Genomic DNA, 26,049 nt, shown 5'->3' on the forward strand with positions numbered 1-26,049 from the left:
ATCAAGAGCGTCTTGCTGCCCCGTCGTAAGGGCAGGTTTTTCACGTGCTTTGCGCTTTGTTCCCGGGCTTCCCAGGTTTTGGGTATTAATGACAGCATAAGGTCATCAGATCGCCGCCTTCCGACAAAATCAAGTAAATCAATCCACCGTATGGCCATGACAAAGGCAGTGTTAAACGTCACCTGAACTATCTGATGACAGCATTGGCTAGCATCGCTAAGACACAAGCATGACTGACCCGGTTTCTTCTATCCGAAATCTTGGACCCGCTTACGAGCAAGCCTGCGCTCGCGCGGGTATTCATTCTGCGCAGGAACTGCGTGAGATCGGAGCAGATGCGGCCTATGCTAAGTTGCTTAGGTCTGGATCACGCCCACATTTCATCGGTTACTATGTGTTGGTCATGGGCCTGCAGGGACGCCCTTGGAACGATTGCAAAGGCGACGAGAAAAAAGCGCTGCGTCAACGGTTTGATGCAATCAAGGCCAGCATTGAAACTGCGCCTGAAACCCAGATGATCCTGGACCTTGATGCGATCGGAGTCCGCGTCTCAGCGGACGACCTGAAGTCCGTATAGAAAAAGCCGCCCCCGAAAACCGAAGGCGGCCTTTCAATCTTACTAGGCGACGTATTAGCCGACCAGTTCGATGCCCGAGAAGAAGTACGCGATCTCGACCGCTGCGGTCTCAGGTGCGTCCGAACCGTGGACCGAGTTCTCACCAACGGATTCAGCGAACTCGGCGCGGATGGTACCTGCGGCTGCGTCGGCGGGGTTGGTTGCGCCCATGACTTCACGGTTCTTGGCAATGGCGCCTTCGCCTTCCAGAACCTGAACAACGACCGGAGCCGACGACATGAATTCACACAGCTCGTCATAGAACGGACGCTCGGCGTGGACATCGTAGAACTTGCCGGCTTGTTCTTTGGTCATGTGGATGCGTTTTTGCGCAACGATGCGCAGGCCAGCTTCTTCAAACTTGGCGTTGATCTTGCCAGTCAGGTTGCGGCGGGTTGCGTCAGGCTTGATGATCGAGAAAGTGCGTTCCAGTGCCATGTCGGGCTCTCCTTAATGCTCGGCGCGAGGCTCGCGCCCAAATCCATCGCGCGCCGCCTAGCACGGTATGCGCGTCAAGAAAAGCACTATGATGGCCAAGCGATCAGATCGCGCCCGGCAACGGGTCCAACCGGTCAACGCGACGCACATAGAGCACAGCCAACAACCCCGCGAAGCTGCTGCCGCACATCATCGACAACACAACGAATGGGCCGTTTTCCGCACTGACAAGGGCACCAGTCGCCGAGGTCAGCACCGCACCAAGCGCCACGATCATTGCCCCAGCCAGACCAGCCGCACTGCCTGCCAGTTTTGGCCGCACCGACATCACCCCGGCCGATGCGTTGGCATTGGTCAATCCGTTGCCAAAGCCTACGCAGATGGCCGAGCCGAAGAACACCCAGACCGAACCCGCGTTGCCCAGAAACAGAAGCAATCCACAGAACGGTCCGGTCGAGGCAACGATCCGTCCGATCAGGATCATCGTCGTTAATCTCGTGCGCGCGGCGATGCGTCCCGTGATGAAGTTACCAACCATAAAGCCACCGGTAATGATCCCGATACCAAGCCCCAGCATCGCGGGGCTCAGATCGAACCACGCGGCGGCCACTAGGGGGGCGCCTGTAATAAAGCTGAAAAAGCCGCCAATCGAAAACGCCGCGCACAAGGCGTAGCCCCAGAATCTGCGGGCGCGGAACAGATGTGGGTACTCGCGCAACTGTGCTGCGAATGTAGACGAACGGTTCGTGTTGGTTTCCCCCATATCGAACCACAGCAGAACCAAAAGTCCCGCGCCCAGCAGCGAATACAAAACGAACCCAGCGCGCCAGCCGAATAGCATGTCCAATGCACCACCCAGCATCGGACCCAACATCGGTGCCAAAGCCATCGCCATCGTCACATAGCCCAGTTTGCTGGCCGCTTCGTTCGGCGGATAGCGATCGCGGATCGAAGCGCTGGACAGAACCGACCCCGCCACCACTGCGGCCTGCATCAGGCGAAACCCGAGGAACAACCAGATCGTTTCGGCCAAAACACAACCTACCGAGGCGCAGACGAAAATGGACATGCAGATCAACAGCACTGGCCTTCGCCCATAACGATCCGACAGTGGCCCCATGATCAACTGAAGCACCGCTGAAACTGCGAGGTAGCCAGCCACCGAAAGGTTCACGACGCCGTACTCTGCCTCAAAATCTGCGCTCATGTTCGCCAGTGACGGCAGGAACATGTTCAACGACAACACAGATAGGGCCGTGGCAAATATCAGCGTGATCAGGGATGGGGGCGTTTGGGCCGCTCGCATGCCAAAAAACCGTTTCGTTACAACAAATGAGACAGCGCTAGCACATCGCGTAGATATTGAACATGGCAAGCCGCTGGCGGCCGCATCACGGCTCTGCTAAGAGCGGCCCATGTTACGGATCGAAGACATCAACTATGCCGTCGAAGGCCGCCCGCTTTTTGACGGGGCAAGCGCAACCATTCCATATGGTCACAAGGTTGGGCTTGTGGGTCGCAATGGCACAGGCAAAACCACCCTTTTCCGCCTTATCCGCGGAGAGCTTGCTCTGGAATCCGGCAATATCGTGCTGCCGAAACGCGCTCGCATTGGTGGCGTGGCGCAAGAGGTCCCCTCGTCCGATGTCTCGCTGATCAACACCGTACTTGCCGCCGATACCGAGCGCAGCGTGCTGATGGCCGAGGCCGACAGTGCCACAGACCCCGCCCGCATTGCCGAGATTCAAACCCGTCTCACCGATATCGACGCATGGTCAGCCGAGGCGCGAGCGGCCTCGATCCTCAAGGGGCTGGGGTTTGACGACGCGGACCAGCAACGCCCCTGCTCGGATTTCTCGGGGGGATGGCGGATGCGTGTTGCGCTGGCGGCCGTTCTGTTCTCGCAACCCGACCTGCTGCTTCTGGACGAACCGACCAACTATTTGGACCTCGAAGGCGCCTTGTGGCTGGAAAGCTACCTGTCCAAATACCCGCACACCGTGATCATCATCAGCCACGATCGTGGGCTGCTGAACCGCGCTGTCGGCTCGATCCTGCATCTGGAGGACCGCAAACTGACGTACTACGCGGTGCCTTACGACAAATTCGCCGAACGCCGCGCCGAGCGTCTGGCACAGGCCGAGTCCGAAAACACCAAGGCCAAGGCGCGCATCGCTCATCTGCAAAGTTTCGTGGATCGCTTTCGGTATAAGGCGTCAAAGGCTGTACAGGCGCAGTCGCGCTTGAAAATGATCGAGCGCATCCAACTCGTCTCGACCCCGCAAGAGGCTGCCCTGCGCGCATTTTCCTTCCCCGAGCCCGAGGAGCTTTCGCCGCCGATCATCCAGATCGAAGGTGGCGTGACCGGATACGGCGAGACCGAGGTTTTGCGCCGCCTGAACCTGCGCATCGATCAGGACGACCGGATCGCGCTGCTGGGCAAGAACGGTCAGGGAAAATCGACGCTGTCCAAGCTATTATCTGATCGCCTGCCCCTGATGGCCGGAAAAATGACCCGCAGCAACAAGCTTCGTATCGGATATTTCGCGCAGCATCAGGTCGATGAGTTGTATGTTGACGAAACCCCCTTGGACCACTTGCGCCGCCTGCGGCCGGATGAAGCTCCGGGTAAATGGCGGTCAAGACTAGCTGGGTTCGGACTGAATGCGGATCAGGCCGAAACTCGGGTTGGTCGTCTTTCGGGTGGTCAAAAGGCCCGGCTGTCGCTGTTGATCGCAACGATTGACGCCCCGCATATGTTGATCCTCGACGAGCCGACCAACCATCTGGATATTGAAAGCCGGGAAGCACTGGTCGAAGCCCTGACCGCTTATTCAGGCGCAGTGGTTCTGGTCAGTCACGACATGCACCTGCTGTCGCTGGTTGCGGACCGGCTTTGGCTGGTGTCTGACGGCACAGTCAAACCCTTTGACGGCGACCTTGAGGCATACCGCGCCTTGCTGCTGGCCCGCGAAAAACCCGTAAAGACCAAGCCCCAGATCGCAAAACCCAAACGCCCTTCGCGCGAGGCGATGCTGGCCCTGCGTGCGGATCTGCGAAAGTGCGAGGACAGGATCGAGAAACTGACGGATATGCACGAAAAGCTCTCGGCCAAGCTTGCGGACCCGTTGCTGTACGAAGACGACAGGATCAACGATCTGGAAACATGGAACCGCAAATTCGCCGAGGTGGTCGAGGCGATGCAAAAGGCCGAAGCCCTCTGGGTCGCTGCGGCGGAACGTCTTGAAGAAGCCGAAGCGCCATGAAGAAACCTGTTGTCGAGACACAGGCCATGATTGCGGGTATGCGCCCGCAGCTTCTGGCCGGAGAATACGCTTTTGTCACCTGGCCTGATGAGAAGGACTGGCCCAAAGGCACGAGGGCAAGCTGCGCCGAAGCCGAAGGGCTGTCCCTTATCGTACCGCGCCACGCAGCGCCCAAACACGCGGTTGCAATGCGGTGTATCACGTTGCAGGTCCATTCATCGCTGGAAGGCGTCGGGCTGACGGCGGCTGTGTCGGGCGCATTGGCTCGGCACAATATCCCGGCGAACATGGTTGCGGGTTACCATCACGATCACGTTTACGTTCCAAGCGCTCTGGCCGACAAAGCTGTGGCCAAATTGATGGATCTGCAACAAGGTAGTGGGGAATGATCGACCTCGCCTTTTTCATAACTGCTTTCACCACCATGTTCGTTGTGATCGACCCGTTCGGCACGACGCCCATTTTCGTCGCTCTGACACAAGACATGGAGACTGCAGCACGGCGCAAAACCGCGATCCGCAGTTGCCTGACAGCGGTGTGCATCCTGATCGCCTTTGCAGCCTTTGGAGAGGCGGTGCTTGGGTTTGTGGGCATTTCGATGGCCGCGTTCCGGGTGGCCGGAGGCGCATTGCTGTTCCTGACCGCACTGGACATGCTGTTTGAACGGCGCACGAAACGGCGCGAAGACCGGGCCGAAGAAGAAGAACACCCTGACCCGTCCGTCTTTCCTTTGGCCATCCCGCTGATTGCCGGGCCGGGTTCGATAGCGACGATTATCCTGCTTGCAGGTCAGAACCCCGGCATTCAGGGGATCGCCGCCGCCTGCGCGGTGATGCTGGCGGTTATGGCCGTGGTGTTCATATTTTTCCTGTCAGGGGGAATGATTGCGCGTCTGCTTGGCAAAACGGGTTTGAACGTGCTGACCCGCCTGCTTGGGATGCTGTTGGCGGCGCTATCGGTTCAATTCATTTTGGACGGCCTCAAGGACTTTGGATTCGCGTCATAAATCCCCATATACGTGCAAGAGTTTAGTGTTGAGGTTTCGGTATGGATGGCGACAACATTGCGCGTCTTGCTTATTTGGGGCTGCTTGGGGCGGCTGTCGTTGCCTGGTTTTTGTCTCAGAACCGGCAAACCCTGAATAAAACGCTGCAACAGGCGATGGCCTGGGTGTTCATCTTTATCGGCGTGATTGCCGTGGTCGGCCTATGGGAAGACATTCGCACAACCACCGGCCCTGCCCCTCAGATGACCGTGACGGGCGAGACGATCGAGGTTCCGCGCGCCTATGATGGTCACTACTACCTGCCCGTCTTGGTGAACGGAGAGCCGATCACCTTCCTTGTCGATACCGGTGCCAGTCAGATTGTCCTGAGCGCTCAGGACGCCACCCGCGTAGGCATTGATCCCGATCAGCTGAACTATTTCGGTCGCGCGGCCACCGCGAACGGAGAAGTCCGGACGGCACCCGTTCGGCTTGAGACCTTCACGGTGGGTCCAATCACCGATCAGAATGTCTCGGCCTGGATCAATGAGGGCGAGCTGCACAAATCCCTTCTGGGGATGGATTACCTGCACAGGTTCTCGAACATCCAGTTTGCAGACGGCCGGATGATTTTGTCCCGCTGAGGGCATTTCCGAATTGAGAACAAAGTGAGAACATGCTAGATTGAAAGCATGTCTACCCATCTTCTTGGCCGCAAACCCGCGCGTGAAGCGCCGGGCATAAACCTTGATCCGCAGATCGCCCTGCAACTGGGTCGCGTGCACGAAGCCTGCGGCCCCGCCCGGCGCAGCTTTGCCATGTGGCTGGCGGGTCAGGCGCAGGGACCGGTGCTGTGGATTTCCCCTGCGTGGGAGCCGGGCCAGTTGAACCCCGACGGGATGATGCCCTTTGCGGATCCGGCCCGGTTCATCTTTGTCCACCCCACCCGTGCCGAAGACGTGCTGTGGTGCCTTGAAGAGGCGCTGCGCAGTGGGGCCATTCCGCTGGTGGTCGGAGATTTACCCGGTGCCCCCGGCCTGACACCCGTGCGCCGGATGCATCTGGCCGCCGAACAGGGCGGCGCGATGGGGCGGGCTCCGCTGGGGTTGCTGCTGACCCCCGGCGATGGCGGCGCACAGGGGGTTGAGACGCGCTGGCACATGGCGACCGATCATCAGGGCGAGGCCCGCCGCTGGACCCTGACCCGCCGCCGCGCCCGCGCCCTGCCCCCGGTCAGTTGGCAGGCCACTCAGACCAAACCGCGTGCGGGGCTGAACCTGCGCCGGGTGAAAACCGAAGACGCCCGCGTGTGACACTGGCAGAAGATCACGCAAGATGTGACTAGCCAAAACTAAACCCGCGCCCTAGCGTGCCGGAATGAGCCATCCGATCCACGACAGCCGCTATTCCTGGCTTCGCCTTTTGATCACGCTCGCCATTGCGATGGTGGCGAATGTGGGTATGTGGGCTGTGATCGTGGTGATGCCCGCAATCGAGGCGCAGTTCGACGCAGGCCGCGCCGAAGCATCGTTTCCGTATGTCCTGTCCATGATCGGCTTTGCGCTGGGCAACATGTGGCTGGGCCAACTGGTTGATCGGCTGGGCGTGACCAAGGCGCTGATCGGGGCCGCGGTACTGAGCGCAATCAGCTACCTGCTTGCAACATGGGCGCCGAATATGGTGCTGCTGTCCGCCGCTCATCTGCTTCTGGGGCTGGGAACTTCGATCGGGTTTGGGCCGCTGATCGCCGATATCTCGCACTGGTTCATGAAGCGGCGCGGTATCGCTGTGGCGCTGGTGGCCAGCGGGAACTACTTGTCGGGCGCAATCTGGCCGACCCTGCTGTCCGGTATTCTGGCGCGTGAGGGATGGCAGCAGGTCTATCTGACGCTGGCGATCATCACGTTGGTCGTCGTGATCCCCTTGTCCCTGCTGCTGCGCCGTCAAGTCCCGGTCGAGGCCCACCAGACCGCCGCCGCAAACGCGCAGATCAACGCGCACAGTGTCGGCATATCCCCCCGAGCGCTGCAATACATTCTGGGTCTGGCCGGGATCGGCTGTTGCGTGGCGATGTCGATGCCGCAGGTTCACATCGTCTCGTACTGCGTCGGGCTGGGCTATGGCCCGGCGGTCGGGGCCGAGATGCTTTCACTGATGCTACTTGGCGGTGTGGTCAGCCGGGTTATCTCAGGGATGGTCGCGGATAAGCTGGGCGGTCTGTACACGTTGCTGATCGGGTCGGTCCTACAGTGCGTCGCCCTGTTCCTGTTCCTTCCGTATGACGGGATGGTTTCCCTGTATGTCATCAGCCTCATGTTCGGGCTGGCGCAGGGTGGGATCGTGCCCAGCTATGCTTTGGTCGTGCGCGAATATATGCCTCCACAAGAGGCCGGTGCGCGGGTTGGCTTTGTCATGATGATGACAATCATGGGTATGGCTCTGGGCGGGTGGATGTCCGGGTGGATTTACGATGTCACCGGAAATTACCAACTGGCCTTTATCAATGGCATCCTCTGGAACGGTCTGAACATCGCCATCCTGCTGATGCTGCTGAAACGGTCGCGTCCGCGCAGACAAGAGCTGCCTGCATGACCTTTCTGTCGCGGCGTACAGTATTGGCCGGGCTTGCCACTTTACCGATAGTCCGCCCCGCCTTGGCCGCGTTGCAACCTTACGAACTGGTGCAAGACGGGACATCCGTCGAATTTACCTTCGCGCTTTCGGGCATCACCCAATCCGGTAGGATGCCGATCCAAAGCGCTGAAATTCAGATCGACCTTGGCAACCTGCCAAACAGCCGCGTTGCTGTTGTGCTGAGTGTTGCCGACGCCCGCACAAATATCCCCTTCGCCCGCAAACCGATGCTGAGCGAAAGCGTACTGGATGCCGCGACTTTCCCGACCATTCAATTCAAGTCGACAAGTATCCTACTGGGTGAAGGAGGTCGTATTTCTCGCGGAGCCAAGATCGTCGGAGACCTGACCGTTCGGGACATCACCCGCCACATCGCGCTGCAGGCGAACCTGTTTCGGGAACGCGGCAGCGCTACCGACAGCCTTGATGACCTTTCGATCCGCCTGACCGGAGCACTAAACAGGCACGACTTCGGCGCGTCCGGCTATGCTCATCTTGTGCAGGACACTGTCGGGCTGGACATTCAGGCCCGTATCAAACGTACCAGATAGACGAAAAACGACGCTACAAAGTCGATAAGCTGCGCGCGTCCCGCTCTGGATGCGCCAATCTGAGGCCATTATGCGCACCGTCATTTCTTTTGCCGCCCTGTTCCTCTCGGTCATACTGCTGCAGCTTTCGACCGGCGGCGTCGGCCCTTTGGATGCCATCTCGGGACTCACGCTTGAGTTCACGACCGAGCAGATCGGTCTTTTAGGCTCGGCACATTTTATCGGGTTCTTTGTCGGCTGCTGGTGGGCACCGCGCCTTATGGGAAGCGTCGGTCACTCGCGGGCTTTTGCTGTCTGCACCGCTTTGGGTGCAATGGGTCTTCTGGGGCATACGTTGACCGAAAACCCATATGTCTGGGCCGTGCTTCGTATCGCGTCAGGCACTTGCGTCGCCGGGTGCTATACCGTGATCGAGGCTTGGCTGAACGCCAAGGTGACCAACGAGACGCGCGGGCGCGCGATGGGCACGTACCGGATCGCAGATATGGGCGCGTCCTTGTGTGCGCAGTTGATCATCGCCGTTCTGCCGCCTGCGTCCTATGTCTCGTACAATCTGCTGGCAATTTTGTGCTGCGCGTCCCTGTTACCTTTGGCCCTGACCCGGGCAAGCCAGCCGAAAACCCCCGACGCGCCGCGGTTGCGCCCCAAGCTTGCGTGGCACAGCTCCCCCTTGGCCGTGGCAGGCGTTATTGTGGCCGCGCTAAGCTCGGCATCGTTTCGGATGGTCGGGCCGGTTTACGGGCAAGAGGTTGGATTGGACGTGGATCAGATCGCTTTCTTCCTAGCGTCCTTTGTCTTGGGTGGAGCGCTGGCGCAGTACCCTCTGGGCTGGCTGGCCGACAAATATGACCGCCGCTGGGTGTTGATCTGGCTATCGGTCACCGCCGTTCTAAGCTGCGGCGTGACCATGGCCGCAAGCGGTGCCGGGACGTTGGGCGTGATGTTGGCCGCCGGACTGTTTGGCCTGACGACCTTTCCCATCTTTTCGGTCTCGTCCGCCCACGCAAATGACTTTGCAACAACGGAACAGAGGGTCGAGCTATCTGCTGCATTGATGTTCTGGTACGCGCTCGGGGCCATTGCCTCTCCGTACATCTCATCCACCCTGATTCAGCAGTTCGGACCGGGTGCCCTGTTCGCATTTGTGGCGGTTGGTCATGTCGGGTTGATTGTTTTCGGCCTTGCGCGGATGCAGTCGCGTCCAACACCCGAGGAGCGCACGAATTACGTCTATGCGCCGCGCACCTCTTTCACAATCGGGCGGCTGCTGAAGAAGTCGCGGGAAGAACACAAGTCCTAGCCCTGATCGCCGGATTTTCGCATCCAAACCGGCAAGTAAGCAAAAGCCGGGGTTTTGCTGGCCGGTCACATCATGTAGACGGGCGCGCAGTTAGATACGTGGAAGCGCAAAATGGCTCGGATTCTCATCACCTCGGCGATCCCTTACATCAATGGGATCAAGCACCTCGGCAACCTGATCGGCTCGCAACTGCCTGCTGATCTGTACGCACGCTATCAGCGCGGCCGGGGGAACGAGGTCATGTTCCTGTGCGCCACCGACGAACACGGCACCCCGGCAGAGCTGGCGGCAGCCAAAGCAGGTCAGCCCGTGGCCGAGTATTGCGCCCAGATGCACGGCGTTCAAGCCGATATCGCGCAGCGCTTTGGCCTGAGCTTCGATCACTTTGGCCGTTCATCCAGCGATCAGAACAAGCACCTGACCCAGCATTTTGCCGGTAAGCTGGACGACGCGGGTTTGATCCGTGAAGTCAGCGAAAAACAGGTCTATTCAAACGCCGATGGCCGCTTCCTGCCCGACCGTTATATCGAGGGCACCTGCCCCAATTGCGGCTACGACCGCGCGCGCGGAGATCAGTGCGAGAACTGCACCAAGCAGTTGGACCCGACCGATCTGATCGAGCCGCGCAGCGCCATCAGCGGCTCGACCGATCTTGAGGTGCGTGAGACCAAGCACCTGTATCTGCGCCAATCCGCGATGAAGGATCAGTTGGACGCGTGGATCGACAGCAAGACCGACTGGCCGATCCTGACCACCTCGATTGCCAAGAAATGGCTTCATGACGGAGACGGTCTGCAGGATCGCGGCATCACCCGCGATCTGGACTGGGGTGTTCCGGTCAAGAAAGGCGATCAGGACTGGCCGGGGATGGAGGGCAAGGTCTTCTATGTCTGGTTCGACGCGCCGATCGAATACATCGCCTGCGCCAAGGAATGGGCCGATGCCAGCGGCAAACCGGTTGCCGAGTGGGAACGCTGGTGGCGCACCGACAAGGGCGCGGACGATGTGCGTTATGTGCAGTTCATGGGCAAGGATAACGTGCCCTTCCACACCCTTTCCTTCCCGGCGACCATTCTGGGATCGGGAGAGCCGTGGAAGATGGTCGACCACCTGAAATCTTTCAACTACCTGAACTATGACGGCGGCCAGTTCTCGACCTCTCAGGGGCGCGGCGTGTTCATGGATCAGGCGCTGGAAATCCTGCCCGCCGATTTCTGGCGCTGGTGGCTGCTGAGCCATGCGCCCGAAAGCAGCGACAGCGAATTCACCTGGGAGAACTTCCAGCAATCAGTGAACAAGGACTTGGCCGACGTGCTGGGCAACTTTGTCAGCCGGATCACCAAGTTCTGCCGCTCGAAATTCGGTGAGGCTGTGCCCGAAGGCGGCACTTTTGGTGAGCGGGAACAAGAGCTTATCGCGGAACTCACCCGCCGCGTTCGCGCCTATGAAGGGTTCATGGAGGCGATGGAGGTCCGCAAATCCGCGCAGGAGCTCCGCGCGATCTGGGTTGCGGGCAATGAATATCTGCAATCGGCGGCCCCTTGGTCCACCTTCAAGGAAGACCCCGAACAGGCCGCCGCGCAGGTGCGTCTGGGTCTGAACCTGATCCGTCTGTATGCAGTACTGAGCGCGCCGTTTATCCCCGAAACCTCGGCCAAGATGCTCAGCGCGATGAACACGCTGGATACAAGCTGGCCGGATGACGTGGCCGCAGCGCTGGATGCACTGCCAGCGGGTCACGAGTTCTCGGTCCCGGATGTGCTGTTCGCCAAAATCACGGATGAGCAACGCGAAGACTGGCAAACACGTTTCGCCGGAACGCGCGACTAAGCCTGTTGCTCCAACCGATCAAACACTCAAAGGAGGCGTTTTCGCCTCCTTTTTGATTCCACCCGCTACACCGAATCCACAAACGGCCCTCGCGTTGGCTGATGTCAGCCTGTGTCTGCTCGTAAACCTGCGCTTTGTCGTAAGAAATTCCGATGACATTCCCGATCAAGGCACGTCAACACGCTTGAGAAATGAACTCAAACCCGCCATCCTGATCGAAAGTTCACACGACTCGAATGGCCACTGCAGTCCGAGTTGCGTTCAGTTTTAATTCATGAGGCAATTGCCATGTCCCTTGCATCGACGTTTTTGAAGTTTCGTCAATTCGGTTCGACACCCAAGTTCTTTCGACACGCCGCCGTTTTGACTGTTATCGGGCTGGCAAACCCAGCGTATGCTCAGGACCAAAGCGATGCCCCGCCGCCTAAGGTGTCGATCGCAGCAGCCTACACTCAGGAAATTACAGCCGAATCCGTTTTCATCGGTCGGGCCGAAGCACTTGATCGGGCGGACATTGTGGCCCGTGTCAGTGGATTTCTGGACAGTCAAACCGTCGAGGATGGCGCGTTGGTGAACCGGGGTGACCTGCTGTTCACGATCGAGCCCGACCTGTATCAAGCCACGCTTGAGGCACGCAACGCCGACCTCGACCGCGCCGAGGCCAATCTGGAACTGGCCAAGGTCGAACTCGCCCGGAAAGAAGAGCTGTACAAGCGCGATGCCACCCCGGAGTCGGAACGGGACATCGCCCGCGCGAACGAGCTGGTAGCTCAAGCCGAGGTAAAAGCTGCCCAAGCAGCGATCCAGCAAGCTCAACTGGATTTGAGCTACACAGAAATTCACGCACCTTTCACGGGTCGCATAGGACGGGTGGCGACCAGCGTCGGCGATGTTGTCGGGCCGAATAATCCCCCCTTGGTCAACATCGTCAGCGAGGCTCCGATCTACGTCAATTTCTCTTTGAACGAAAAGCAGTTCACAACGGTTCTGGAAGCTGTCGGAGAAAGTGCCGCATCGCTGGCTGAAAGCAACAAAAGCCCCGTCGTGAAGGTAATTCTGCCGAACGGGTCAGAGCTGGCAGAAACCGGGGAAATCGTTTTCGTCGATAACCGGATCGACCCCCTGACCGGGGCAATCACCGTGCGCGCAGAGTTCCCGAACACCGACCGGCTGATCGTTGACGGCGCATTCCTGAGTGTTCAGATCGAAGCCTTTGAACCCACTCTCGAAGTTCTGATTCCGCAGGCAGCCTTGCAGCGCGATCAGCGCGGTGAGTTTGTTTTGGTGGTCAATGATCAGCAGATGGTTGAACAACGCTATATTACCACGGGCCAGTCCGAGGGATCTGCGATCATCGTCAAGGATGGTCTACGCGAGGGCGAAAGCGTCATTGTTGAGGGTCTACAGCGGGTCAGGCCGGGCGTGGCGGTGGACGCGGTTGTCGCGTCCGAGCAGCCGGGGGAATAACGGATGTTCTCAGCCCTGTTCATCAGCCGGCCAAAGCTGGCACTTGTTATTTCGCTTGTCCTGACCATCATGGGGACTATCGGCTACATGGTTCTACCTGTGGCGCAGTTCCCCGACATCACGCCCCCTGTGGTGAGCGTGACAACCACCTACACTGGTGCAAACGCCGAGACGGTGGAAAATACCGTTGCCGCACCGATCGAAGCGCAGGTGAACGGTGTGGACGACATGATTTACATGACGTCTACGTCCTCGGACAACGGATCTTATTCTCTTAACATTACCTTTGAGGTCGGCACCGACCCGGATATCGCCTCGGTCAACGTGCAAAACCGTGTCGCGCAGGCGATGTCGTCACTGCCGTCCGAAGTAACTTCGTCTGGCGTTGTCACGCAAAAGGCGTCGACCAACATGCTGCTGCTGGTGACACTGACCTCGCCCAACGGAACCTATGACAGCGTTTTCCTGTCAAACTATGCCTCGATCAACCTGAAAGACGCGCTGGCGCGTGTGCAGGGCGTGGGCAAGGCCGATGTTCTAACCAATCTGGAATACGCCATGCGGATCTGGATGGACCCGGACAAGATGGCTGCGCTGTCCATCACCCCCGGCGATGTGATCACTGCCATTCGGGAACAGAACGTCGAGGTGTCCGCAGGCTCAATCGGCGCGCCTCCGGTGCCCGAAGGTCAGACCTTCCAGTACACCATCAAGACCAAGGGGCGTCTAACCTCGGCTGATGAGTTTGGTGACATCGTCATCCGAACAGGCGAAGCCGGCTCAATCGTTCGGGTAAAGGACATCGCGCGCGTTGAATTGGGGGCTCAGTACTATGCGGCCTCTGGTTATTTTGAAAGCGTACCAGCGACTGTTATCGGTATTTATCAGGCACCCGGTGCCAACGCTCTGGCAGTATCGGAACGGGTACAGACCGAGCTTGATCGCCTGTCGCGCGCTTTCCCGACCGATGTGGAATACCAAGTCCCGTTCAACACGACGGATTTTGTCCAACAATCGCTGAACGATGTGGTCTCGACCCTGATCTTGACCTTTATCCTCGTGATCTCGGTCGTGTTCGTTTTTCTTGGCAGTTGGCGGGCGACCATCATTCCGGCCGTCGCGATTCCGGTTTCACTTATCGGGACATTCGCGTTTCTGCTGGCCTTTGGAATGTCGCTGAACACAATCTCGCTGTTCGCGTTGGTGTTGGCCATCGGGATCGTGGTGGATGACGCCATCGTGGTCGTGGAAAACGTCGAGAGGATCATCGCGGAGGAAGGATTACCCCCCGCCGAGGCGACTCGTAAGGCAATGGGGCAAATCACAGGTCCGGTCATTGCAACCACGCTTGTTCTGCTGGCCGTGTTCGTCCCGGTCACCTTCATGCCCGGAATTTCAGGGCGTCTTTATTCGCAGTTTGCCGTGACCATCTCGACCGCCGTGGTGATCTCGTCAATCAACGCCCTGACACTGTCGCCTGCGTTGTGCGGACTGGTTCTTCGGGAACGCTCTGGCCCACCCAAGGGGGTGCTGGCCGTGTTTGAAAAGTTCATCGGGTCGGTTCGTAACGGCTATGTCGCGATTGTCCGAAAACTGTTGATTTTGCCGATCGTCGCGCTTGGGATCGTCGTGGCTTTGGCCATGGGAACCGGAACAATTATGACCAACACCTCAAGCGGTTTCATTCCCCTTGAGGACAACGGCTATCTGTTTGTTGACATCCAGTTGCCCGACGCCGCGACGTTGGAGCGCACAGAAACGGTTTCCAGTCGCGTAGACGAGCAAATTCAACAAATCCCCGGCGTTGCAAGCACGGTTCTGATCAACGGCTTTTCGCTGTTGAACGGCACAATCACCAACGGAGCCGCGATCTTTGTCAACCTAGACAACTGGGATGAACGTCAGGAAGACGATCTGAGCGCTGATGCAATTCTGGCCAAGGTTCTGGCGATTGCAAACGGGGAATCCGCAGCCTCGATCGTGGCCTTCAACCCGCCTCCGATTCAAGGCTTGGGCATGTCGGCCGGTGTCGAGATGGAAGTTCAGCAGACTGGTGGCGGCTCACCGCAGGACCTTGCCTCGGCAGTGGGGTCTTTCGTGTACTCGGCCAACCAGAGGCCCGAGATCGGGCAATCCTACACGACGTTCCGCGCAAACGTGCCGCAACTTTTCGTCGATCTGGACCGCGAAAAAGCCAAGACCCTGCAAGTGTCCGTGGCCGAAGTATTCCAGACCATGCAAGCTCAGCTTGGGTCGTACTACGTGAACGACTTTAACCTGTTTGGCCGTGTTTATCGGGTGATGATCCAAGCCGAGGGTAGCTATCGCGACAATGTCGAGGACATTTCAAACCTCTATGTTCGCTCGACAAAAGGCGAAATGGTGCCCCTTGGAACACTGGTCGATGTCAAAAACGTGTTAGGCCCGGTCCTTCTCAAACGTCACAACCTGTTCAGGTCAGCGACCGTCACGGCGGTTCCCGCTGCGGGGCTATCGACGGGCGACGCGATCACCGTAATGACGGAAGAATCGGCAAACGCCCTGCCCCCAGGTTATTCGTTTGAGTGGACAGGGACTGCGCAACAGCAGCTTGCGTCCGGCGGACTGGTCATCGTGATCCTCGGACTGGCAATTCTGTTCGGCTATCTGTTCCTCGTTGGTCAGTATGAAAGCTGGACCCTGCCCGTTTCCATCCTGCTATCCGTCATCGTCGCCTTGTTCGGCGCGGTTGCGGCTGTGGCCATCGTTGGTAGTGACATCAACCTGTACACTCAGATCGGGATGATCATGCTCGTGGGGCTTGCGTCGAAAAACGGCATCCTGATTGTCGAATTTGCGATGGAGCAAAGGGCAAACGGGCTACCGATCAAGGACGCTGCCGCCGAAGCCGCGTTTCAACGTTTCCGAGCCGTTATGATGACGGCCCTGTCCTTCCTTCTGGGTGTTGTGCCCCTGCTGGCGGCAAACGGCGCGGGCGCGGCCAGCCAGAAGGCCATCGGCGTTGCTGTCTTCGGCGGGATGCTGGCGGCCACACTGGTCGGAGTGATCGTCGTTCCAGTGCTATACGCCCTGATGCAAGGACTGCGTGAGTGGATGAAGGGCACCAAGAACGATCCGGGATCGCCCGAGAATGCAACCTGATCAGAACTAGTCCAAAATAGAAAAAGCCCCGCTACCTAATGGCGGGGCTTTTTGTTTTCTGTCGCGTCATGCAGCTATGGCGCGCTGGTTTTCTATCCATTTCTGGATGCGGTGCACCTGATCTTCATCTAGCCGAAGGCCCAGTTTGTTGCGCCGCCATACGACATCTTCTGCAGTCCGCGCGTATTCTTTGGTCACAAGCCATTCCAATTCACGCTCGGTCAATGTCGCGCCGAAATTTTCGCCCAAGTCTTTTGCGGTCTGCGCATCGGCCAGAATAGTCCGCGCCTCTGTCCCGTAAGCGCGCGCAAGACGTTCCGCCCATGCCCGATCCAAGAATGTGTAGTCGGCTTCGAGACCGGCAATCAGGCTTGGAACGCCATCAACAGGAAAATCCCCTCCGGGCAATGCGACGCCTGCTGTCCACGGCGCCGGCAAATTCGGGAAATGCTCGGCCACTTTTTCCAGCGCGCTTTCAGCGAGCCTCCGGTACGTCGTGATCTTTCCACCAAACACATTCAGGATCGGTGCCCCACCCTGAGCATCCACCTTCAACGTATAGTCCCGCGTCGCAGCGGTCGCGCTCGTGGCGCCGTCGTCATAGAGAGGCCGGACGCCGGAATACGTCCAGACAATGTCATCGCGCGATATGGGCTGCTTGAAATATTTCGACGCGAAAGCGCAAAGGTATTCCTGTTCCGCCTCGGTACAAATTGGTGGCTCTGAGGGGTCCGGGTGATCTTGGTCGGTCGTACCGATCAACGTGAAATCGCGTTCATAAGGAATGGCGAATATGATGCGGCCATCCTGTCCCTGAAAGAAATAGCATTTGTCGTGGTCAAACAGCTTTCGGGTCACAATATGGCTTCCCCGCACAAGCCGAACACCTTCACGCGAGTTCACTCGTATCTTGGTCTGAATAATATCGCCGACCCACGGTCCACCAGCGTTAATCAGCATCCTCGCCTTTACCAACCGTGACTCACCGCTGTTTTCGTCGCGGATTGTGACATGCCACAGGTCGTCCACTCGTTCAGCCGACATCACCATGGTTCGCACCATGATCTGGGCACCGCGCGACTCGGCATCCCGAGCGTTTAGAACGACAAGCCGCGAGTCCTCTATCCAGCAATCCGAATACTCATATGCCGTTTGGAACTTTTCCTGCAAAGGACCACCCTCTGGAGAACTGCGCAGGTCCAAAGACGACGTGCCCGGAAGAATTTTCCGGCCGCCAAGGTGGTCGTACATGAAAAGACCCAGCCGGATCAGCCAAGCCGGTCGGCGGCCACGCATCCACGGCATCACTGTGCTCAGTAACCGGGACGTCGGCGTGTCTGAATCGAACCGCATGTCTTCGTGGTACGGCAGAACAAACCGCATCGGCCAGCTTATATGGGGCATGGCCCGCAAAAGGGTTTCGCGTTCGACCAGCGCCTCGCGGACCAGCCTGAACTCAAAATATTCAAGGTATCGCAATCCACCGTGAAACAGCTTGGTCGAAGCCGAGGAAGTGGCCGATGCCAAATCGTTCATTTCGGCCAGCGTTACGGTCAATCCACGCCCGGCTGCATCTCTGGCAATGCCACACCCGTTTATGCCGCCCCCGATGATGAAAAGATCGCATACCTGTTCGTCTTGCCGTTCCATTTTCGGTCGATTCCCCACGCTGGCACATTCGGCGCCATTAACCCGGCGCACACTCGGTTCGTCAACGTGATTCTTCGTTTATGTTCGCTTTGTGCAAATCCGACATTTAATTTTCAGTTAATCATCGAACATCGAAACCTAATTCTTGCATTTTGACAGAAAGAGAACAAAAACGAACACTCTTACTTAGCAGGAGACGCCCGTGTCACTTTCTTTCCGCCAGTCGGACATTCTAAAGATCGCCAAACAGAACGGACGCGTCATGGTCGAGGAGCTGGCCGAAACCTTTGATGTCACCGTCCAGACAATTCGCCGAGACCTGTCAGAGCTTGCAGATATGGGAAAGTTGGACCGCGTACATGGCGGAGCTGTGCTGCGATCCGGTGTCTCGAACATTGGATATGAAGACCGCCGCGCGCTGAACGCAGACACAAAAGCCCGCATCGCGCAAGCCTGCGCCGATGACATCCCGGATGGCGCGTCACTTTTCATGAACATCGGAACCTCGACCGAGGCGGTCGCGCGTCAGTTGCTGAACCACAAGGACCTGATGGTCGTGACGAACAATATGAATGTTGCAAACATCCTAGTCGAAAACACGGATTGCGAGATCGTTGTTGCCGGAGGAGTCTTGCGCCGTTCAGATGGTGGCTTGATCGGAAACCTGACAATTTCGACGATCGAGCAGTTCAAGTTCGACTACGCGGTCATCGGATGTTCTGCGTTGGATGCAGAAGGCGACTTGCTGGATTTTGACTTTCAGGAAGTTCGGGTAAGTCAGACGATCATCGCGCAGGCCCGTCAGACCTTGCTGGTCTCGGACCATTCCAAATTTCAGCGGACCGCCCCGGCGCGAATTGCGTCTCTGTCCGATGTCGATGCCTTCTACACCGATTTACCACTCTCCGATGATCTGACGCAGAAGTGCAACGAGTGGAACACGCGGCTTTGTTTGGCCTCCTAAGGCCCGTCGTTTTCGCATTTAGCGCGTATTCCCAAACGCGGTTCTTGTCAGACGCGATTTAGCCTGACAATATCACAACATATTGCAATCGTTGCACGGGAGGGAGGCTCCGGGCCATGATCGCGCTTTTATTCGCGTTACTTACAGCCACAATGGGGCTGAATTATTTTCGACTGACCACCGCAGCCAACGTGCTGTTTTTTATAACTCTGGCCCTGAGCGTTTACTGGTTCAAGTTTCACGCCACCAGCCAATTGACGATTCAACTCTAGGGGACTGCGATGACACCTGATCTGTCCCGGAACCTGAACGCCCTTGGCACACTGGCTGTCAGTCTGGTTTTGCTTCTGGCGTATATCTACCAACTGACTCTTTACGAACTGCCCTGCCCCCTTTGCTTGCTACAGCGCGTTGGCTTTGTCGCCGTTGGGGTTGGGCTGGGTTTGAACCTTTTATACGGTGCGCGGCCCAGACATTACGCCCTGATGCTGATTGCCGCCCTCTTTGGTATCAGCGTTTCGGTGCGGCAAATTCTGCTGCATATCGTGCCCGGCACGGGGCACTATGGCTCGCCTGTTCTGGGTTACCATTACTATACGTGGGCGGCGATCTGCTTTTTCCTGATCCTGCTGGGAACCGCCATCATGCTGATGTTCGAGAGGCAGTACGCTGACGACACATCCGATCAGCCTCGGTTCGGCGGCAGCGCATTGGCGAAGGTCGCGTTCTTCATAATGCTGGGTTTGGCCGCGTTGAACGCAGTCTCGACCCTGCTGGAGTGCGGCCCCGGCATCTGCGCCGACCCGCCGAAGGACTACAAACTGATTGACGAACTGGGGACCAACGACTGAGGATGGGTCAACCGTCCCTCAAGGAGGCACGAGCATGGGACTATTGGGGCAGCCGCTTGGCTACTATGACTACCTGACATTTCTTGCGCTGATATTGCTGCTTGCTGCGGTTATGGGGCTGTTCCTGTTCTTGATGGGGTTGCCGGGCCGTATTGCGATCAAGCGCAACCATCCTCATGCCGAGGCGGTCAAGATCATGGGCTGGATGGGGTTCCTGGCGATCGTGCCTTGGGTCCACGCGTTTATCTGGGCCTTCCACGACGGGACAACCGTGGATATCCGCCGCATGCCAGACGATGAACGGGACGCCGTGCGCAAAGAAATCAAGCGGTTGGGTGGAACACTGACAGACGAATATCGCGACCCGCTTGACCCCGACGAGACGCAGAAGAGCTAAGCCAAAGGAACTGAAACACCATGTTTGTCGCCCTCGGCATTACGCTTTTCTACATCATTTTCGTCTGGTTCATTTTCTTCAAAATGCAATGGCTGCGGTTCAACATAGCCTGGGGCATCGTGTCTTTCTGGGTAGGCGCACACCTGCTGCTGATTTTCCTCGTCGCCTTGCGGTTCTTTCAGCCGTTTTCGATCGACAGCCATGTTGTCCGCTCGACCATCCAGATCGTGCCCCGCCTGACCGAGCCGACGATCCTGACAGAGGTTTTGGTTGAACCCAACACCGAAGTCAAAAAAGGAGACCCGCTATACCGGTTCGACGACACCGTTTTTTCGCTGGAGGTTGAGGAAGCCAACGCGCAACTGGTTGCCGCACAGCAGAACGCCAAGATCCTTGAACAAGACGTCATCGTTGCCGCCGAAGCCGTCGAACGCGCAAACGCTAAGCTGGCCTATTCACTGACGCAGCAGACGCGATACGAGAACCTCGTCCCTGCAGGCGGCGCGCGTCAGGATGAGTTGGATCGCTGGAATGAACAGGTCACCGAAGATCAGGCCTCGATCAAGGAAGCCGAAGCAAACCTTGAGAAAGCGGAACTGGCGCTGAATTCTCAGATCGACGGGGTGAATACAGGCATCCTGCAAGCGCAAGCACAGTTGGAAAAGGCAGAGTATTTCCTTAATAATACAACGATCTACGCACCTGAGGACGGCATGATCGTGTCGCAACAGGCGCGCCCCGGCCTTGTTGTCGGCGATATTCGTCTGGGCGCAATCGCCAGCTTTGTGACCAAGGATAACCCTTATATTCTTGCGACCTATCGGCAGCAGAACCTCAAGTTTGTCGAGGTCGGCCAGGATGTCGAGGTCGCGCTGGACCTGTATCCCGGCGAAATCCTCACCGGCAAGGTCGAGGCAATCTGGTGGGCCACGCGCCAAGGTCAGTACCTGCCATCCGGCCGCCTGCCCGGTTTTGAGCTGCCCAAATTGCCGGGCCGCATTGCGGTGCAGGTCTCGGTCGATCTTCCTGACGGCCACACTTTCCCCGCCGGTGGGCACGCGGCGGTGGCGATCTACACAGGCCAAGGCAAGAGCTTTGAGTTCCTGCGGCGTATCAATATCCGTCTTTATTCCTTCGCCAACTTCATCCGACCACTGGACATCTGAGGACGCGCAGCATGAACAGGACCAAATTCCGCAGCAGGGTAATCGGTACAGCGCTGAGCGCCGTATTGCTTGCGGCATGCGCACCCGTCGGTCCCGATTTCGTGCGGCCAAATTCGCCGGTCGTGAAGCAATGGATCGAGGTGAACAGCCCAAGCGCCGGTTCAAGTGGCTTGACGTCACGCAGTGCGCCCGTGGTGCGTTGGTGGGAGACATTCAACGACCCCACCCTGAACAAACTGATTGCAGAAGCCTATGCCCAGAACCTTGACCTGCAAGTGGCGGGAGCTCGCGTTTTGCAGGCCCGCGCGCAGTTGGGCATCGCGTTTGGCGAACTCTATCCGCAATCACAGGCCATCGGAGGGTCCATCGAGCGCCGCCAGATCAGCGAAAACCTTGGGCCGATCTCGGACATCAACCGGATTATCCCTTTGGACACCGAATTTTCGACCTCGCAAGTCGGCTTCGACGCACAATGGGAGCTGGACGTCTGGGGCGCGCAGCGACGGGGTGTTCAGGCAGCGCGCTCGAACCTTGCGCTGCAGGTCGCGAATTATGACGATGCTTTGGTCACCCTGACTGGCGATGTGGCCGCGCTGTACGTCAATATCCGCGCATTGCAGGAGTCTTTGGCCGTGGCGCGCGAGAACATACAGTTGCAGCAGGAGAGCGCGGACCTTACCGAACTCCGGTTCAAAAACGGCGTCACGACTGAGCTGGATGTACAGGAGTCCCAAGCGCTATTGAACAACACCAAGGCTTTGGTCCCGGCAATCGAAAGCGATCTGCAGCAGGCCAAGAACGCGCTGGCCGTGTTGCTGGGCGCGACGCCGTCAAGAATGGCCGGTTTGCTGGGTAATTCGGGTCGTATCCCCACAGCGCGTTCCAACGTGTCCGTTGGCGTTCCGGCAGAGCTGCTGCGGCGTCGCCCGGATGTGCGTGCGGCTGAACTGGCGGCGGCCACGCAATCGGCTCAGGTCGGGATCGCGCTGGCGGACCTTTACCCGCAGTTCATCCTGTCAGGTTCTATCGGAGTGCAGGCTTCGGGCGGTCGCGATCTGTTTTCGGCGGCCAGCACCACGGGACTTGCCAATGCCGGAGTGGTCTGGAACGTCCTGAACTATGGCCGGATCAAGAACAACGTCCGCGCGCAGGACGCGGCCTATCAAGCCCTTATCGCGAATTACCAGAACACTGTCCTGACGGCCTATTCCGAAGTTGAAAGCGCGATGGTCGCGTACACTCAATCCCGCAAACAGGTCGGGTTTTATGAAAACAGCGTCGCCGCATCACGCAAGGCGGCCGAGATTGCGGTGGATCAATACCGCGATGGGGCTGCCAGCTACTCTCGCATCTTGAACACGCAAACGGCGCTGCTGCGGTCACAGGCGAATTTGATCGAGGCACGGCAACAAGTGTCGAACAACCTTGTTTCAGTCTACAAAGGTCTGGGCGGGGGCTGGCAGATTCGTCAGAATCAAGAATTCCTACCCGAAACCGTCCTGGCAGAGATGGCATACCGCACAGATTGGGGTGACCTGCTGCAAGAAACACCGACTGGGGTCAGCCTGAACTGATCGCTATTTCGTCAGACCTTTTAGCCCGCCCGAGATAAGGATATTCACCTCGTACAGTATGCGCGGGGCCGCCAGACCGCCGGGGCTGGCCAGATAGTTCGGGCTCCAATCCGGGTCGAACTTCTGCTTGAAGGACCGCAGCCCCTCAAAGTGGTAGAACTGCTCACCGTGCTCGTACACGAACCCGCCAATGCGGTTCCAGATCGAGGCAAGCTGACGGTTTTCGATCCCTGAAAATGGGGCAGCTCCCAATGAAAACCATTGGAACCCCTGCTCTGCCCCCCACGACATCATCTCGGCAAAAAGGGCGTCCATGACAAAGCTGGGGCTGTCAGGCTCATACCGCATCAGGTCCAGTGACAGTTCAGACTTGTGGCCACCCTGAAACAGATTGGCAAACGCAACGATTTCACCCGTATCCCCGTTGCGCAGAACCGCATGGTCAAAATACGAAAGGTATTCGTTGTCGAACCCACCCAAGGCGAACCCTTTTTCTTCGCCCGCTTTTTGCGCGAGCCAATCATCGGAAATCTTCCGCAACTCGGGCAGAACCGGTGCCAGTTTCGCTTTGGGAATGATTTCAAACACATACCCTTCCCGCTCGGCCCGGTTCTTGGCCTGACGAAAGCCTTTGCGCGACTTTCCATCCAAAGAGAAGTCTTTCAGCGGCACGCGCGCAACCTCGCCGATTTTCAGGATCGACAGACCCAGATCAAGAAAAGTCGGCAGGTATTTGGTCGAAACGCTGTAAAACGCGCAGAGCTTGCCCTCGCGGTCTGCCATTTCGCGAAGTTGCCAGATCAGTTGCTGCCCGGCCGTTTCATCACCAACAGGCTCTCCCTTGGTGATCAGGGCGTTACCGGTGTCAGCGTAGGCCAGAAAGGCGTTTTCCTCGGGCGAGATCAGGAACTGCTTGTCGCCGGTCAGAGAGATTTGCGCCTCAGTATCTTCGCTTTCCATCGCCAGACGTTCGACCGCTGCGGGGATTTCAGTGCGAACAGGCGGTGGAGTATCCCTTCCAAACAAGGTGTTCACGGCGACCACGCCCAGAATGACCGCCACAATCAAGCTCGAACGCAGGAAACGCGACGCATCGCCGTTCCACGCGAATTCCCACCAAAGGGAATTCTGATATTCGACATGAGAATAAGCGAACAAACCAATCCAGAAAATGACGGCCAACAGAGCAATCACACTGACAAGCCACGGGATATTCAGCCTGAAAATCGACGCCCCGCTCACGCGGTAGAATGCGCCCCGGAACATGGCAAGCAAGGCGATTGTGCCCAGCATGCTAACCGCCTCGTGCGTGTTCAGACCTTTGGTCAGCGACGCCACAAACCCAACAACCATCAGCAACATGGCCACGACCCACGCCCGATAGAGTTTACGGAACAACCCGCGCGAGACAAGGATCAGCAAGACACCAACCGCACTGCCCGCAAGGTGAGACGCTTCGACAAAGGACAAGGGCAGGAAATCCCGCAGAACCCCAAGGTTTTGGCTACTGGTCGGCAACGCGCCGGATACCAGCAGGATCACCCCGGCAACGGCTGATACCCCCGCGGCAACCATCGGCACGATCGGACGCAGAATGCGGTAAACCCACGTGGCGGCTCCGCCAATTCTGCGGCGGTGGGTCAACGCCGAAGCGACAGCGATTGACAGACTGGCGATGGCAAAAGGCAGGAACGTGTAAACCAACCGGTATAACAGCAGCGCAGCAATGACGTCCGAACGGCCAGAAGCCCCCAGCCCCGCGATCAGCGTGGCCTCAAACGCTCCAATCCCACCCGGTGCGTGGCTTAGGATGCCGACCGCGATCGCACCAATGTAAACCGCAAAGAAGAACGGGTAGCCAATGCCCAGATCATCGGGCATCAGGACATAGAGTGCCATTGACGCACCGAAAAGGTCACCAATGGCCGCGAGGGTCAGCAATCCGGCCAACTTACCGCCCGGCAGATTAAACCCCAGCCCCCCGTAGGCCAGTCTGCGCCCACCTTTTGCCAGCCAGATCAAAAGCGTCGCGAGGCCGATCAGAAGGCAAACACCTATGACGGTTTCGACGGTTTCGTTGATCGGCAGGATTTTAGAAATCCCATCGGGATGAAGGGTCAACAGGCAGCCCAACAACAGGACCATACCCGACCAGAACGCTATCCACGATGTGGCAATCACACCCGCGACCCGCCCGAGGTCCAATCCAAGCGAGGCATAAATGCGATATCTGATCGCTGTCCCCGTGATGTAGGAAAAGCCCAGACAGTTCGACACGGCATATCCGCAAGCGCCTGCCATACCTGCAACGGGCAAAGGAACCTCACCATCAGCCACGCTTTGAACGGCGAAAACGTCGTACATGGACAGGGAAACAAAGCTGAACGCCGTCCAGCAGACGGCAAAGAACATCAGCTTCCACGACGTGTTCGCCACGTCTGTCTGAACGTCAGACCATTTCACATGCGATGACAATTCATGCAAAACGACCAACGCGATCAATGTGACCAAAACCGGAATTGCGATTCTGACCAGAGGTCGCTCAAGAAACCCCGTCGCACGTTCGGCCCAGCGAACCGCCCACAGTTCTTCGCCTGTGTCCTGCGTCGTCATGTTGTTCCCCTGCTCTCAGGTCTGACAAAAGTCACTCGCGCGCGTTGCCCGCTCAAGGAAACTGTTGCACAATTTCCTTGAGCTTCAAAGGACTACGGACATCAGACGCGCCCTTTGCGGGTGGATAGCAGAAGATTGGTTTCGGAACGGGTGATCCCTTCCATCCGGCGTATCTGAAAGAGAATCTCATCCAACTCGGCCAAGGTTTCGGTCCCGATTTCAGCGATCAGATCCCAGCTTCCATTGGTCGAATGCACGGCACGCACCTGTGGTAAGGCCGCGATCCGCGACATTGTCCGCTCGGTGCCGCGGCCTTCAATCTCAAGCATCATCAGGCCGCGAACCGGGCTTTGCGCCACATCCCGACGGGTCAGAACGGTGAACCCCACGATTTCCCCTGATTGCTTGAGGCGCTGCAAGCGACTGCGCACCGTTGCGCGCGTTACACCCAGCGTTTCGGCAAGCTCGGACAGCGACGCGCGCGCATCGCGGTGCAGAGCGCTGAGCAAGCGACTATCCAAATCGTCCATACGTTCTTCCCATTTTGTATTGTCGGGTATCTTTTTGAACAATTTGCAGTCTATTCGCAACCCACAGCGATTGGTT

General features: G+C 58.0%; 23 protein-coding genes. 18 read left to right on the forward strand and 5 right to left on the reverse strand.

What is annotated here, in order from left to right; genetic code table 11:
- Positions 1-229 precede the first annotated feature (229 nt).
- Entirely contained in the window at positions 230-577 is a 348-nt protein-coding gene (locus ACR0LH_RS05670; RefSeq protein WP_480720025.1) for a TfoX/Sxy family protein, read from the forward strand.
- A gap of 54 nt (positions 578-631) precedes the next feature.
- On the opposite strand, the gene ndk is transcribed toward ACR0LH_RS05670, so the two are convergent.
- Together ndk and ACR0LH_RS05680 are read right to left on the reverse strand one after the other, a co-directional pair.
- On the reverse strand, positions 632-1,054 hold the full coding sequence (gene ndk, locus ACR0LH_RS05675) for a nucleoside-diphosphate kinase (RefSeq protein WP_480720026.1): 423 nt from the start codon (positions 1,052-1,054) through the stop codon (positions 632-634).
- Positions 1,055-1,157: 103 nt separating this feature from the next.
- Positions 1,158-2,360, reverse strand: a complete 1,203-nt coding sequence (locus tag ACR0LH_RS05680; RefSeq protein WP_480720028.1) for a multidrug effflux MFS transporter — start codon at positions 2,358-2,360, stop codon at positions 1,158-1,160.
- Positions 2,361-2,469: 109 nt separating this feature from the next.
- On the opposite strand from ACR0LH_RS05680, the gene ACR0LH_RS05685 reads away from it, so the two are divergent.
- From ACR0LH_RS05685 to ACR0LH_RS05735, 11 genes are all read left to right on the forward strand, one after another.
- Positions 2,470-4,320 (forward strand): ABC-F family ATP-binding cassette domain-containing protein, encoded by a 1,851-nt coding sequence (locus tag ACR0LH_RS05685; protein WP_480720030.1) that lies wholly within the window; start codon positions 2,470-2,472, stop codon positions 4,318-4,320.
- Positions 4,317-4,709 (forward strand): ACT domain-containing protein, encoded by a 393-nt coding sequence (locus tag ACR0LH_RS05690; RefSeq protein ID WP_480720031.1) that lies wholly within the window; start codon positions 4,317-4,319, stop codon positions 4,707-4,709. Before ACR0LH_RS05685 ends, ACR0LH_RS05690 begins: the two co-directional genes overlap by 4 nt.
- Entirely contained in the window at positions 4,706-5,326 is a 621-nt protein-coding gene (locus ACR0LH_RS05695) for a MarC family protein (protein WP_170416984.1), read from the forward strand. Before ACR0LH_RS05690 ends, ACR0LH_RS05695 begins: the two co-directional genes overlap by 4 nt.
- 41 nt (positions 5,327-5,367) lie before the next feature.
- The gene (locus ACR0LH_RS05700; RefSeq protein WP_170383947.1) at positions 5,368-5,949 is read left to right on the forward strand and encodes a TIGR02281 family clan AA aspartic protease; all 582 of its coding nucleotides are present in this window, start codon (positions 5,368-5,370) and stop codon (positions 5,947-5,949) included.
- Positions 5,950-5,997: 48 nt separating this feature from the next.
- Positions 5,998-6,618 (forward strand): ImuA family protein, encoded by a 621-nt coding sequence (locus tag ACR0LH_RS05705; protein WP_480720033.1) that lies wholly within the window; start codon positions 5,998-6,000, stop codon positions 6,616-6,618.
- Between the two features lie 64 nt (positions 6,619-6,682).
- Positions 6,683-7,897, forward strand: coding sequence for an MFS transporter (locus tag ACR0LH_RS05710; RefSeq protein ID WP_480720035.1), 1,215 nt, complete (start codon positions 6,683-6,685; stop codon positions 7,895-7,897).
- Positions 7,894-8,490, forward strand: coding sequence for a YceI family protein (locus tag ACR0LH_RS05715; RefSeq protein ID WP_480720036.1), 597 nt, complete (start codon positions 7,894-7,896; stop codon positions 8,488-8,490). Before ACR0LH_RS05710 ends, ACR0LH_RS05715 begins: the two co-directional genes overlap by 4 nt.
- Before the next feature lie 70 nt (positions 8,491-8,560).
- A complete protein-coding gene (locus ACR0LH_RS05720; protein ID WP_480720037.1) occupies positions 8,561-9,790 on the forward strand; it encodes an MFS transporter in 1,230 nt (409 codons plus the stop codon).
- Between the two features lie 111 nt (positions 9,791-9,901).
- Positions 9,902-11,620 carry a methionine--tRNA ligase gene (metG, locus tag ACR0LH_RS05725; protein WP_480720038.1) on the forward strand — a complete coding sequence of 573 codons (1,719 nt, stop codon included), beginning with the start codon at positions 9,902-9,904 and terminating at the stop codon, positions 11,618-11,620.
- Between the two features lie 288 nt (positions 11,621-11,908).
- Positions 11,909-13,087, forward strand: a complete 1,179-nt coding sequence (locus tag ACR0LH_RS05730; RefSeq protein WP_170482355.1) for an efflux RND transporter periplasmic adaptor subunit — start codon at positions 11,909-11,911, stop codon at positions 13,085-13,087.
- 3 nt (positions 13,088-13,090) lie between these two features.
- A complete protein-coding gene (locus tag ACR0LH_RS05735; RefSeq protein ID WP_480720040.1) occupies positions 13,091-16,228 on the forward strand; it encodes an efflux RND transporter permease subunit in 3,138 nt (1,045 codons plus the stop codon).
- Between the two features lie 66 nt (positions 16,229-16,294).
- On the opposite strand, the gene glpD is transcribed toward ACR0LH_RS05735, so the two are convergent.
- Positions 16,295-17,878 carry a glycerol-3-phosphate dehydrogenase gene (gene glpD, locus ACR0LH_RS05740; protein WP_480720041.1) on the reverse strand — a complete coding sequence of 528 codons (1,584 nt, stop codon included), beginning with the start codon at positions 17,876-17,878 and terminating at the stop codon, positions 16,295-16,297.
- 202 nt (positions 17,879-18,080) lie between these two features.
- On the opposite strand from glpD, the gene ACR0LH_RS05745 reads away from it, so the two are divergent.
- The 6 genes from ACR0LH_RS05745 to ACR0LH_RS05770 all read left to right on the forward strand — a co-directional run bounded on the left by ACR0LH_RS05745 (position 18,081) and on the right by ACR0LH_RS05770 (position 22,830).
- Positions 18,081-18,842 carry a DeoR/GlpR family DNA-binding transcription regulator gene (locus ACR0LH_RS05745; RefSeq protein WP_480720042.1) on the forward strand — a complete coding sequence of 254 codons (762 nt, stop codon included), beginning with the start codon at positions 18,081-18,083 and terminating at the stop codon, positions 18,840-18,842.
- A gap of 116 nt (positions 18,843-18,958) precedes the next feature.
- Complete coding sequence (locus ACR0LH_RS05750) at positions 18,959-19,114, forward strand: DUF5993 family protein (protein WP_480693130.1); 156 nt, start codon at positions 18,959-18,961, stop codon at positions 19,112-19,114.
- Between the two features lie 9 nt (positions 19,115-19,123).
- On the forward strand, positions 19,124-19,693 hold the full coding sequence (locus ACR0LH_RS05755) for a disulfide bond formation protein B (protein ID WP_480720043.1): 570 nt from the start codon (positions 19,124-19,126) through the stop codon (positions 19,691-19,693).
- A gap of 34 nt (positions 19,694-19,727) precedes the next feature.
- Positions 19,728-20,090: a DUF3302 domain-containing protein gene (locus tag ACR0LH_RS05760; protein WP_170383924.1), complete on the forward strand. Its 363-nt coding sequence runs from the start codon at positions 19,728-19,730 to the stop codon at positions 20,088-20,090.
- Between the two features lie 20 nt (positions 20,091-20,110).
- Positions 20,111-21,256 carry an HlyD family secretion protein gene (locus ACR0LH_RS05765; protein WP_480720045.1) on the forward strand — a complete coding sequence of 382 codons (1,146 nt, stop codon included), beginning with the start codon at positions 20,111-20,113 and terminating at the stop codon, positions 21,254-21,256.
- A gap of 11 nt (positions 21,257-21,267) precedes the next feature.
- Complete coding sequence (locus ACR0LH_RS05770) at positions 21,268-22,830, forward strand: efflux transporter outer membrane subunit (protein ID WP_480720046.1); 1,563 nt, start codon at positions 21,268-21,270, stop codon at positions 22,828-22,830.
- A gap of 3 nt (positions 22,831-22,833) precedes the next feature.
- Here the strand turns inward: ACR0LH_RS05770 and mprF are convergent, their stop codons facing one another.
- Both mprF and ACR0LH_RS05780 read right to left on the reverse strand, forming a co-directional pair.
- Positions 22,834-25,443 carry a bifunctional lysylphosphatidylglycerol flippase/synthetase MprF gene (gene mprF / locus ACR0LH_RS05775; protein ID WP_480720047.1) on the reverse strand — a complete coding sequence of 870 codons (2,610 nt, stop codon included), beginning with the start codon at positions 25,441-25,443 and terminating at the stop codon, positions 22,834-22,836.
- Positions 25,444-25,544: 101 nt separating this feature from the next.
- On the reverse strand, positions 25,545-25,973 hold the full coding sequence (locus ACR0LH_RS05780) for an Lrp/AsnC family transcriptional regulator (protein WP_170482371.1): 429 nt from the start codon (positions 25,971-25,973) through the stop codon (positions 25,545-25,547).
- Positions 25,974-26,049 lie beyond the last annotated feature (76 nt).

The organism is Ruegeria sp. CL6 (assembly GCF_056536465.1).